This is a genomic window from Faecalitalea cylindroides (assembly GCF_028321995.1).
In the GTDB taxonomy this organism is placed as follows: domain Bacteria; phylum Bacillota_I; class Bacilli_A; order Erysipelotrichales; family Erysipelotrichaceae; genus Faecalitalea; species Faecalitalea cylindroides.
In genome coordinates, this window is the sequence record NZ_JAQLXG010000001.1 from 201,793 (window position 1) to 214,318 (window position 12,526).

13 protein-coding genes are annotated in these 12,526 nt (G+C 33.3%); all 13 read left to right on the forward strand.

Going from position 1 to position 12,526, the window contains the following annotated elements; genetic code table 11:
- Nucleotides 1-5 precede the first annotated feature (5 nt).
- Nucleotides 6-2,285: a hypothetical protein gene (locus tag PND65_RS01115; protein WP_271989863.1), complete on the forward strand. Its 2,280-nt coding sequence runs from the start codon at nucleotides 6-8 to the stop codon at nucleotides 2,283-2,285.
- A gap of 38 nt (nucleotides 2,286-2,323) precedes the next feature.
- A complete protein-coding gene (locus PND65_RS01120; RefSeq protein WP_271989860.1) occupies nucleotides 2,324-3,523 on the forward strand; it encodes a capsular polysaccharide biosynthesis protein CapF in 1,200 nt (399 codons plus the stop codon).
- 61 nt (nucleotides 3,524-3,584) lie between these two features.
- Entirely contained in the window at nucleotides 3,585-4,376 is a 792-nt protein-coding gene (locus tag PND65_RS01125) for a dCTP deaminase (RefSeq protein WP_271989858.1), read from the forward strand.
- 47 nt (nucleotides 4,377-4,423) lie between these two features.
- Nucleotides 4,424-4,918 (forward strand): acetyltransferase, encoded by a 495-nt coding sequence (locus PND65_RS01130; RefSeq protein ID WP_271989856.1) that lies wholly within the window; start codon nucleotides 4,424-4,426, stop codon nucleotides 4,916-4,918.
- 26 nt (nucleotides 4,919-4,944) lie between these two features.
- Entirely contained in the window at nucleotides 4,945-5,673 is a 729-nt protein-coding gene (locus PND65_RS01135; protein WP_271989854.1) for a Fic family protein, read from the forward strand.
- A gap of 2 nt (nucleotides 5,674-5,675) precedes the next feature.
- Nucleotides 5,676-6,830 (forward strand): non-hydrolyzing UDP-N-acetylglucosamine 2-epimerase, encoded by a 1,155-nt coding sequence (wecB, locus tag PND65_RS01140; protein WP_271989851.1) that lies wholly within the window; start codon nucleotides 5,676-5,678, stop codon nucleotides 6,828-6,830.
- Nucleotides 6,831-7,011: 181 nt separating this feature from the next.
- Nucleotides 7,012-7,368 (forward strand): VanZ family protein, encoded by a 357-nt coding sequence (locus PND65_RS09630; protein WP_408611281.1) that lies wholly within the window; start codon nucleotides 7,012-7,014, stop codon nucleotides 7,366-7,368.
- Nucleotides 7,346-8,680, forward strand: coding sequence for a phosphoglucosamine mutase (gene glmM / locus PND65_RS01145; protein WP_271989849.1), 1,335 nt, complete (start codon nucleotides 7,346-7,348; stop codon nucleotides 8,678-8,680). The genes PND65_RS09630 and glmM overlap by 23 nt, the downstream gene beginning before the upstream one ends.
- A gap of 10 nt (nucleotides 8,681-8,690) precedes the next feature.
- Nucleotides 8,691-9,347, forward strand: coding sequence for an acyltransferase (locus PND65_RS01150; protein ID WP_271989846.1), 657 nt, complete (start codon nucleotides 8,691-8,693; stop codon nucleotides 9,345-9,347).
- A 4-nt stretch (nucleotides 9,348-9,351) separates the two neighbouring features.
- The gene (locus PND65_RS01155; RefSeq protein ID WP_271989843.1) at nucleotides 9,352-10,089 is read left to right on the forward strand and encodes a tyrosine-protein phosphatase; all 738 of its coding nucleotides are present in this window, start codon (nucleotides 9,352-9,354) and stop codon (nucleotides 10,087-10,089) included.
- Between the two features lie 69 nt (nucleotides 10,090-10,158).
- Nucleotides 10,159-10,893 carry a YveK family protein gene (locus PND65_RS01160; protein ID WP_035403459.1) on the forward strand — a complete coding sequence of 245 codons (735 nt, stop codon included), beginning with the start codon at nucleotides 10,159-10,161 and terminating at the stop codon, nucleotides 10,891-10,893.
- Between the two features lie 2 nt (nucleotides 10,894-10,895).
- Nucleotides 10,896-11,546, forward strand: a complete 651-nt coding sequence (locus tag PND65_RS01165; protein WP_271994379.1) for a CpsD/CapB family tyrosine-protein kinase — start codon at nucleotides 10,896-10,898, stop codon at nucleotides 11,544-11,546.
- Nucleotides 11,539-12,525, forward strand: coding sequence for an LCP family protein (locus tag PND65_RS01170; RefSeq protein ID WP_271994382.1), 987 nt, complete (start codon nucleotides 11,539-11,541; stop codon nucleotides 12,523-12,525). Before PND65_RS01165 ends, PND65_RS01170 begins: the two co-directional genes overlap by 8 nt.
- Nucleotide 12,526: the final 1 nt, after the last annotated feature.

Genomic DNA, 12,526 nt, shown 5'->3' on the forward strand with positions numbered 1-12,526 from the left:
TTATTGTGGTTAAAAATAGTTTGACACATGAAGAAAAAGTAGCTTTTCATGAAAATTATTTAAAACGTTCAAAAAATTGGCAGAAGTATATTGATTTGTTAGAAGAAAGATTTGAAATAGTTGAAATTACATCATGGAAAGAATTTTTTAATCAGTTCTCTATCTTAGGAAAATTATTTAATTATTTTTCTAAAATCATTGAGTGTGATCCAAAAACAATATGGTTTTCAAATTTTTTATTTCAAGAAATATATTTAATTTGTGAATATTTTTCTGGAAAGAAAGAAAAAGACGGAATAATGGATTTGGTAAATAGTTTGTTAGGAAAAACGCTCTTTTTGATAACCTGGATTACTAAACTTGAAAATCAAGATAACAATACCGATCAGTTGTTGGACCATAGACTTATTACTCACAAAAATATCTTTCAAATATTAAAAACCAAGACTTTATCATTATATGAAGAAGACATAACGGAATATCTTGATTCCATTAAGATTGATGGAATTTCTGAGTTAAAAGATATTTTTGTTAGTAATATTAATGAAAAGCTTTATCCAGCAGAGTCTAAATTTCTAGATGATTTACAAGAAAAGATTGTTAATGTTAATGCTTTTAATTATCAAAGTTTAAAAACTAATTCATTTAACACATGGGAAGAAAACTATCTCTTAGATATGTTAAATGTAAGTTTTAAGAAAGATAAACGGCTAGTTCCATTATTTTCATATACTAATTCAAACGAGGAATTAAAAGAAAAATGGAGCTTAGAAGTATTAAAAGTAATTCAGGATTATTATCATTGTTTTATTTCAGATTTTGTGATTGAAACTATAAGATATGTTTTGTATGGGAATAAACCTACTGAAAATGTAATAAATAAACATATAGAATTATTTTTAAATTACTATCCTACTGCAACTTCTCTTTATGATAAGTATCATAATTCTTCATTTTCTGTAATCTCATTTTTATTTAAAGACAAATTAATAAAAACCTCAATGTTTTCTGAGTTAATGCGCTTATTTTCTAAAATAAGTGATATAGAAGAATTAGAAATTTTAAATAGTCATAATGTTATTTTAGTTGAATCTCAAAGAAAGATACTTAAAAATTACTATAAAACCAAATTTCAAAGATTAGATACGATCACTAGTGGAGCAGAATATTTGCAATATTTGTCAGATGACAAGATTTCTGAGTTTATAAATAAAGAATATTTTAATAAAAACGCTAAATTTTTTAATAACATAATTGAGGAAGATGATAGACTTTGTTCAAATTATTTTATTAAATATATGTTATTTCTTTTGCGTTTGCAAAATAATCAAAATGTAGATAAAGAGAAAGTAAAATGGGAAATGATTCGTATTCAATCTATTTGGGAGAACAAATATTTTGAAAAATGTTCAAAACAATTACATACTTTTTCGCAAACAATCTCTATAAAAAACGAACAACTAGATAAATATAATCAGGCTATCTTAAACAATCCTATGCTTTTAGCAAACGCTTGTATGTTTACTAAAACAGATCAGTACATAACTCACATGGAAATAATATCTGAAAATGCAATATTTTCTAAAGTTAGTAAAATTCATTTAGAAAAAACTTTTCCTATAGATGAAACAATAGTATTTGATGTTGATCGTCATGATGTAGATAGATTAACAGGTGCAATAATCGAACAAATTATAAAAGAATACGGTTATCGATTTTTAAATATCCTAGATACAAAAGTTTATATCAGGGAACTTTTAAGGGATATGAGAGATTGTGTTATCAAATATACATATTTTTTTAATGAAACAAAAGAGTTATATGAATCCATTCAAGAGTCTTTAAAAGATTATTACTCATTAATTGATTATTCAGATGATATAACACTTGCTCATTTAACTCAATTATTTCCAATTATTGAAGCATTAATACATCATCTAGGTAGTCTATATAGTATATTTCCTTTCAAAGAAGATGAATCAAATTTTATGAAAAGCAAGGATCCTAGCTCAATCTTAAAGATACTTCTTGAGAAAACATATTTTACAATTCAAAGCTTTGAGACTGTTTCTGATTTTTTGTTTATTTATCACAATCTTTATAATGGGAATTTTTTCAATATTAGAAACGAATGTGTACATGGAAGATCATATACAACAGGCGATGAATTAGTCTTTGGATTTAAAGTTACATTATTAAGTTTAGCTATGTTAATTCAAAGAATTGAAGAGGTGTATTCTTATATAGAATATAAGTATGAAAATGAAACTATTAGTGAGTCATAGATTTAAAGAAATAGAATTTATTATGACAAGGAGGCCCTATGAAAATACTAATAACAGGAGCTAAAGGCTTTGTAGGAAAGAACTTAGTAGAAAATCTAAAGAACATCAAAGAAGGAAAGAATCGAACTAGAGATCTAGTTGTTGATTCTATCTTTGAATATGATATTGATTCAACACAAGAAGAATTAGAAATATATTGTAAAGAGTGTGACTTTGTCTTTAATTTAGCGGGTGTTAATCGTCCTAAAGATGAATCAGAATTTATGAAAGGAAACTTTGGATTTGCTTCTATATTACTAGATACATTAAAGAAATATGAAAATAATTGTCCAGTGATGTTATCAAGTTCGATACAGGCGACTTTGATTGGTCGTTATGGAACCAGTGATTATGGAAAGTCAAAATTAGCTGGTGAAGAATTATTCTTTGATTATGGAAAAGAAACTGGGGCTAAAGTATTAGTTTATCGTTTTCCAAATTTATTTGGAAAATGGTGTCGACCAAACTATAACAGTGCTGTAGCTACTTTCTGTAACAATATGGCTAATGACTTACCAATCCAGGTCAATGATCCAAGTACTGAATTAGAACTTTTATATATTGATGATCTAGTAGAAGAAATGTTAGATGCGCTAGAAGGAAAAGAACATCATTGTGAATTTGATGGATTAGATGTTGTACCAAGTGAAACAGGAAGATATTGTTATGTTCCTGTAACTCATAAGGCAACTTTAGGAGAAATCGTTTCTTTGCTAGAAAGCTTTAAAGCTCAACCAAATACATTATTGATGCCTTCGATTCCAAAGGATTCTTTTTCTAAGAAATTGTATTCAACATATCTTTCTTATTTACCAAAAGAAAAGACTTGTTTTGATCTAAAGATGAATTGTGATGAAAGAGGAAGTTTTACAGAATTACTAAAAACAAATGATCATGGACAATTCAGTGTCAATATTTCAAAACCAGGGATCACTAAAGGACAACATTGGCATAATACCAAATGGGAGTTCTTTATTGTAGTGAGTGGCCATGCATTAATACAGGAAAGAAAGATCGGAACCGATGAAATTATTGAATTTGAAGTAAGCGGAGAAAAGATTCAAGCAGTTCATATGTTACCAGGCTATACACATAACATTATCAATCTAAGCGATACACAAGATCTAGTAACAGTGATGTGGGCCAATGAAAGTTTTGATCCAGAACATCCTGATACATTCTTTGAAAAGGTCATTTAAATTTGGCATGCGTCTATAAAAAGTGGTATAATTCAATAAAATCAGAAAAGAGTTGATAGATATGATTTTAGTGGATAAAAATATAAAATCATTAGCTGAAAAGATAATAATTAAAGGATATGATGAGAATAACGTAGGTCCTGTTTCTTATGATGTAACAATTCAAAGTATTATTTGTGAAAACGAAGATAAAGATATGTTTGTTTTAAGACCACAGGAAATGATTTTTATTAAAACTATGGAAAAAATAAAGATGCCTAATAATTTAATGGGTCGCATTGGAGAAAAAAATTCTCGTATGCGTCAAGGTTTATTTGTATCAGGACCACATTATTTTCCAGGTCATGAAACATATATGTTTTTACGTGTAGTTAATTTATCAAGTAATTCTATAACTATTTCTAAAGGTGATAAAATCGCACAGATTTTCTTTGAAGAATTAAAACAGGAACCGGAACAAAACTATGCTTCAAATCCGAATGCATCCTTTAATAATGAAAATGAATATAGAGGTTTAGGTAAATACGAAAGTGAATATGAAAAAAGAGTTTCAAAAATAGAAGAACTAAATGAAACTTTAGAAAAAAAGGAAAATAGTGTCTATTTGAATATTATTACTTTCATGGGTTTATTTGTCTCTATTTTTTCTCTAATTACAATTAACTTTTCGCAGTTAACGAATAATTTTTCATCGGAAAACATTATACCAATTAATATTTCATTGGGTGTAGTTATTGCTTTGTTTATGGGATTAATTTTGATATTTTTGAATAAAGCAAAATCTAAATTATTTTTAGGAAGTTATATTGCTTTATTTGGCGTTTTAATTGTTTTAACTTGTTATATTTTATAAAAGATGGGTTTCCATCTTTTTATTTACAAATGAATTAAGGAGAGTAAATGCGATTAGTACTATTAGGGGCAGGTGGGTACGGTCATGTGATTGAGGATATGGCTATACAATCCAAACGATATAAAGAGATCTTATTTTTGGATGATAATACAGAACATACATGTTCTACGTTTTTAGAATATAACAATCCAGATACTGAATTTTATCCTGCCTTTGGAGATAATAAGACAAGAATGAATTGGATCAAGAAGTTAGAGCAAAATAGCTGCATGATTGCTTCTTTAATTCATCCAAGTTCTTATGTAAGTCCAAAGGCACATATAGGCAGTGGATGTATGATCCTACCTTTCGCTGTGGTGAATACCAATGTAGTTGTTGAAAAAGGTTGTATCATCAATTGTGGAGCGATCATCGATCATGACTGTCATATTGGAGAAGGATGCCATATTTGTTTGAACGCAACGATCAAAGCGAATAATAATATTCCAGCTTATACCAAGATAGAAGCTGGATGTGTTATAGAAAATAACACATTTATTTAGTAAAATAGAATCACGGGAGTGATCATATGGTAGAGAAACTGATTGAATATTTATTATATGAATTTGAACATCAGATACGAAATGGCGTTTATGGTTTGACCCAAAGAGAATTATCCTACAATTCCAATCGAATTGAGGGAAGCACACTAACAAAAAAACAAACGGCTTTTTTGTTTGAGACAGGAACATTGACAAGTGATGGAGAGATCATTCGGGCTAAGGATATTGAAGAGATGACAGGTCATTTTGCGATGTTCAATGAGATGTTAAAAACATATCATGAACCATTAACAGAAGATTTGATCAAACGATATCATTTTCAATTAAAAAGCGGTGTCTTTGAAGATAAGCTAAATGGATATCCTATTGGAGAATATAAGAATAGATCCAATATTGTCGGAGATATACAAACGGCTTCACCAAATGAAGTAGAAAATAAAATGAAATCTTTACTGACTTCCTATCATGAAAAACAAATAATCGATGTTGTCGATTTGGCTTTGTTTCATGCGGAATATGAAAAGATCCATCCCTTTGCTGATGGCAATGGGCGAACAGGTCGTATGATCCTTTATAAGGAATGTTTAAAGAATCAGATCATGCCTTTTATCATTCATGATTCTAATAAAGTGGAATATTATTATGCTTTAAATCAGGCACAGAATGAAAATGATTTTGATGCTCTTGTTATTTTGTTTAAAAAGGAACAAGATCAATATCATGATGAAATAAAGAATTTTATAAAAGGAGAATGAAGATGTTTAAAAATAATGGAAAACTAAAATTGTTGATTATTGTTGGTACTCGACCTGAAATCATTCGTTTGTCAGCTGTCATCAATAAATGTAGACAATACTTTGATGTGGTATTAGCTCATACAGGACAGAACTATGACTACAATCTAAACGGAGTCTTCTTTAAAGACCTGGAACTGGCCGATCCGGAAGTTTATATGGAAGCGGTCGGAAACGATCTGGGAGAAACGATGGGGAACATCATCGCCAAGTCCTATCAGCTGATGGTGGATATCCAGCCGGATGCCGTGCTGGTATTAGGGGATACCAACAGCTGTCTGTCGGTGATCGGTGCTAAGCGTCTTCATATCCCGATCTTCCATATGGAGGCAGGGAACCGCTGCAAGGATGAATGCCTGCCGGAAGAAACGAATCGAAGGATCGTGGATATCATCAGCGATGTCAATCTATGTTATTCCGAGCATGCCAGAAAATACCTGCACGAGGCCGGACTGCCAAAAGAAAGAGTGTATGTGACCGGATCTCCAATGGCGGAAGTATTACATAACAATCTTTCTAAGATCGAAACCAGCGATATCCATGAAAGACTGAACCTGGAGAAAGGAAAGTATATCCTCTTATCCGCTCATCGAGAAGAAAATATCGATACGGAGAAGAACTTTCTTTCTTTGTTCAATGCGATCAACAAGATGGCAGAGAAATACGATATGCCTATTCTGTATTCCTGTCATCCAAGAAGCAAGAAGAGACTGGAAACAAGCGGATTCAAACTGGATCCAAGGGTGATCCAGCATGAGCCGCTGGGATTCCATGACTATAACTGTCTGCAGATGAACGCCTATGCGGTGGTCAGTGACAGCGGGACGCTGCCAGAAGAAAGCAGCTTCTTTACAAGCGTGGGACATCCGTTCCCGGCCATCTGCATACGAACAAGTACGGAAAGACCAGAGGCCCTGGATAAAGGCGACTTTATCCTGGCAGGCATTGATGAAAGATCCCTGTTACAGGCGGTGGATACAGCGGTAGAGCTGAACAAAAACAATGACCTTGGCATACCGGTACCGGACTATGTGGATGAAAACGTATCGACAAAGGTGGTCAAGATCATCCAGTCGTATACAGGTGTGGTCAACAAGATGGTCTGGAGAAAATTTTAAAACAGTTTGATTTTATCAGACTGTTTTTCTTTAGGTCATTATGAATATATGGAATGAATGGATTGAAATCATCTTTAGTTTTATATTCTTTATTGGATATTATTATTTTGTGATAAGAAAAGAAGAATACAGGATCAAGTATTGTGTTATAGGTATATTGTATTCTATATATCTAGCAGGAATGCTTCATTTTACTTTATTGCATCGAGTGATCCTTGATACAAGGCAAATTAAGTTTTTCTCATTGAACACAGGAGTTTCTATCTATGATATGAGTGAAACTTTTTATAATATCCTTTTATTTATCCCAATGGGGTTTTTGACTCCTTTGTGTTTTAAGAATATAAGACTAAAGAGAATATTATTTCAATGTTTGTGTATTAGTTTTGGTATCGAAATAATTCAATTGGTATTTCAAATTGGATTTTTTGACATAAATGATTTAGTGAATAATGTCCTTGGCGGCATAATTGGATATTTATTGTTTACGTTAATAGAGAAGGAGTTAAAGAAATATGGGAAAGTACTTTGGAACTGACGGTGTTCGAGGCAAAGCCAATGAAGGCTTGACTTTAGAAATGTCCATCAAGATCGGACAGTATCTTGGATGGTACTATGGAAAAGAAAAACATGCCAAGATTCTGATTGGTAAGGATACTCGCTTATCTGGCGATATGTTTGAATTAGGATTGGCAGCGGGAGCTACCAGCATGGGTGCCCAGGTTTATTTGTTGGGGGTATGTCCAACGCCGGCCATCAGCTATCTTGTTCGCAAGGAACGCTTTGACTGCGGGATCATGGTCAGTGCCAGCCACAATCCATACTATGACAATGGGATCAAGTGTTTTAACCATAACGGAGAAAAGATGGAAGAAGATCTTCTTCTGGAAATTGAAGCCTATATGGATGGAAACTGTACGATCGATCTGGCAACCGGAGATCATATCGGTGAATATTTCAACTGGAAAGATGGTTTGGAAATCTATATGTCCTGGTTGAAGGAAATCGTTCCAGTGGATCTGGAAGGCTATCATATTGCCGTGGATCTTGCCAACGGTTCTGCAACAAGTACCGTGGTAGAAACATTGGATTCCTTAGGAGCTACAGTTGAAGCCATCAACAATTCACCAAACGGGATCAATATCAATACAAAATGCGGAAGCACACATCCAGAAAATTTACAACGCATGATGCGTGAGAACGATTTTGATCTGGGACTGGCATTTGATGGGGATGCCGATCGATTGATCGCAGTGGATCCGGATGGAAATCTAGTGGATGGTGACTATATCCTGTATATCTGCTCAAGATATATGAAAGAAAAGAATACATTGAACAAGAACATGTGTGTGACAACGGTCATGGCAAATCTAGGATTATATAAAGCTTTGGATGCCAATAAGATCGACTATATCAAGACGGATGTAGGAGATAAATATGTCTTTGAAGAGATGCAGAAAAATGACTACTACCTTGGTGGAGAACAGAGCGGACATATCATATTCTATGAACATGCAGTCACTGGAGATGGTCTGTTGACAGCTTTGAAACTGCTGGAGATCATGAAGAATACAGGCAAGTCAGTCAAGGAATTAAGCGAAGGCTTGTTCATCTATCCGCAGTTGTTGAAGAATGTAAAGGTAAATGATAAGACCAGGGCCTTGAATGACAAGGCACTCAAAGAAGTGGTCGAAGATGTTGCCAAAGAACTGGGAGATGAAGGTAGGATCTTAGTAAGGCCTAGTGGAACGGAGCCGTTGATCCGAGTAATGGTGGAAGCCAAGACGGATGATCTATGTGCCCAGTATGTTGATCGAGTTGTTGAGTTTGTTGAAAAGAATAATTACTAGGAGGAACGATATGTATACAGTTAAAGAGCTATATAGTCTAGAACATAGTTTAGCTGGTGATTACTTGTCTCAGTTTGAGTATCCTTGGCAGGCGCTTTCTGGAATCAAAGAGTTTATTGTTTCTTTAGGAAAGACTTTGGATGATTCTTATGAAGAAGTAAAAGAAAATGTATGGGTACATAAAAGTGCCAATGTATTTGAGAGTGCTTATATTGGAGCACCTTGTATCATTGGCCCTGAAACCGAAGTAAGGCATGGTGCATTTATTCGTGGTTCGGCTTTGGTTGGAGCTAATTGCGTGGTTGGAAACAGTGTGGAATTAAAGAATGTTATCTTGTTTGATAATGTACAAGTTCCTCATTATAACTATGTAGGAGACAGTATTTTAGGGTATAAGTCACATATGGGAGCTGGTTCAATCACTTCAAATGTTAAATCGGATAAAAAGCTTGTAGTAATCAAATCGGATTTGGAACAAATTGAAACAGGTTTAAAGAAAATTGGGGCTATGTTAGGAGACTATGTTGAAGTTGGCTGCAACAGTGTTTTAAATCCAGGAACCATTATTGGTAAATGCAGTAATGTATATCCAACGTCTTGTGTAAGAGGTGTGATTCCTGAAAATAGTATCTTTAAAAATTCTGGTGTTGTAATTCGAAAGGATTAAGGTTATGCCGCAAGCATTTATTGATTTACATTCTCATATTGCCTGGGATGTAGATGATGGAATCAAGACCAAAGAAGATGCCATCAAGGCTCTTGAACAGGCCATAGAAGATGGGATCATGGGGATTTGTTCAACACCTCATGTTATTTGCGGAAAAACAGATACGAATGCTTTTCAAAACATCTTATTGAGACAACAGGAATTGATGGAGATTGCAAAGAAAATGGGCGTTTACATTTATTCGGGTGCAGAGATGTTTATGAACATTGATTTTCTGGATAGTTTGGATAATGGAATTTTTCAGACATTGAACGAATCGCGATATATGTTGGTTGAATTTGATCTATCAAGAGATATTCATTACATATCTTATATAGACGAGTATCTGAATGAATTGTTTTGTCGAGGATTTATTCCAATCATAGCTCATGTTGAGCGTTTCTTTCCTACAGGTTTAGATCTTGAAATGGTTGAAAATTGGCTTGATATGGGGTGCTTATTGCAGACAAATCGTACAAGTTTGATGGGATTTCAAGGAAAAGTGATTCAAAGAAACGCTCATCATTTAGTAAAAAATAAGATGATTCATCTAGTAGCCAGCGATACACATCGAACTGTAGGAAACCGTATTGAAAAACTGAGTGATGCATATCAAGTGGTTATAAAATTAACAGATACTGAATATGCCGATCAATTGTTTCTTCGAAATCCTTTAATCATCTTAGATGATGAAGTTTTATAATAAAAAAGAAAGCATTATTTATTATTATAGTGTATAATAAAGCAGTTATTTGTATGAAGGGAGAAAAATATGGCTTCAGATAAAGTGACAAGAGAAAATGATGAAATTGAAATTGATCTACGAGCGTTTTTTCTTAGATTAAAGACGAAGTGGTTAACTTGTATATTAGGCTTATTGCTAGGAGCAGTACTAGCATTGGGATATTCAATTTTCTTGGTAAATCCAGAATATCAATCCACAGCTATGGTTTACTTAAGAGGAAATGGATCCTCTTCTATCTCAATTCAAGATCTTCAGGTAGGAACACAGCTTACCAAAGACTATGAAATTATTTTTAAATCACGTCCGGTTTTGGAAAGCACGATCGATGAGTTAAATTTAGATATGTCTACCAAAGAATTAAGCAATCTAATTTCTATAACAAATACTGAAGATACACGTATCTTAAGTATCACTGCTACAGCGGATACACCAGAGCTTGCCAAAGATATCGCAAACTCAATTATGGATAATGGTGTTCAAAAAGTGAGCGAAATTGATGCACAGCAACCTTATGTAGTAGAAACAGCTATTGAAAATGCTGCACGTGTTGGTATGTCTCGTTCTAGAATGACGATTTTAGGTGCGGTTGCTGGTTTAGTGATTACTTTAGGATACATTTTCTTACGCTTTGTATTAAGTGACAATATCACTTCGGCAGATGATCTAGAGAATACATTGAATGTTCCTGTACTTGCCGTAGTTTTAGATGATCCACAAATGGATTTTAAGAAAATGGCTAAAAACAACAAGAAAGGAGCTTAGAAATGGAACAAGGATTAGTAGAAATTCGTTATAACACCATGACGACAGCTTCAACGGAGTCATTTAAGGTATTAAGGACAAACTTAATTTATTCAGAAGGTGTACAGGTTATTACAATGACAAGTGTGCTTCCAAATGAAGGAAAGACAATTACTTCATTTAATTTGGCTAAAAGTTTTGCCCAGATCAATAAACGTGTTTTATTGATTGATGCTGATTTAAGAAAAGGTTCTTTAAAACGTTTCTTTACAGTAAGACATAAAGTCGCTGGTTTATCGGAAGCTCTTTCTAGACAATCAGGGCAAATCATTGAAGAGACAACAATTCCTAATTTAGATGTTGTATTTGCTGGTAAAATTCCACCAAACCCAACAGAATTGTTATCAGGAGAAATCTTTGAAAATATTATCAATCGTTTAAGAAATGCATATGATTATATCATTATCGATACGCCACCAATGAATGCAGCCATGGATGCAGCTATCATTGGACGTGTTACAGATGGTGTGGTTTTGGTTGTTCGTAATGACTTTGTAAAGAAACAAGATTTAAAACGTATTAAATTACAACTGGAACGTAATGGTGCTCGTGTCATTGGATCTGTTTTAAATCGTGTGAAAAAAGATCAAGTAGACTATAAGAACTATGGCTAGGAATACTACTACGAAGAAAAATAAGACGAAAACATTAGGTTTGATAGCTGTTATATTGTTTTTGATCCTTGCTTTGATGAGCATGTTATTGTTTTTTAATGAAAGACCTTCTAACGAAGATGTTTCTTCGACTTCAGATTATCATCACATTGAGTATAATGGTAAGAAATATGATTATAATTCTTCTATTGTATCTATTCTTTTTATGGGAATTGATTCCACTGACCCTGAACAAATGGGGCAGGCGGATGCAATGCAGTTGGTATTATTAAACCGAGAGGAAGAATCCATCCAGGTTATTGCATTATCAAGAGATATCATGACAGATATCCATCTATTTGATGTTGAACACAATGATCTTGGATGGGATAAACAACATTTAGGATTGGCTTATGCTTATGGGGATTCTCCTAAAAATGGTGCCATGTTAACAAGTCAAGCGGTCTCTAAATTGTTATATGATGTACCAGTCGTCCATTTTGCAGCTATGGATCTTTCAATTTTACCAGAACTGCAAAATGTTGTTGGCGAATTGCAGGTAACAGTTCCTAATGATTCTTTGGTGGAAGTAGATCCAACATGGACAAAAGGAAGTGTTGTAACATTAAATGCAGACAATGTTGAGAGCTTTGTTCGAACACGTGATATTGAGCAAGATTTTTCCAACACAGATCGTATGGAAAGACAAAAAGCATATATAGGAGCATATGTGCAAAAAATTAAAGAAATGTTAACAAATGATTTTGATAATACTGTACAATTGTTGTATAATGTCTGCAAGGATATGACAACGAATATTACTTTGGATGATATTCAATCATTTTCTTCAATGTTGTTATCCTATTCTTATGATTCCAATTCTGATTTCTATACATTGCAAGGAGAAAATAAAACCGGTGAATTGCATGATGAATTTGAAGTGGATCAGGAAGCATTACAACAATTGGTCGTAGAATTATTCTATGAGGAGGAGAATTAAT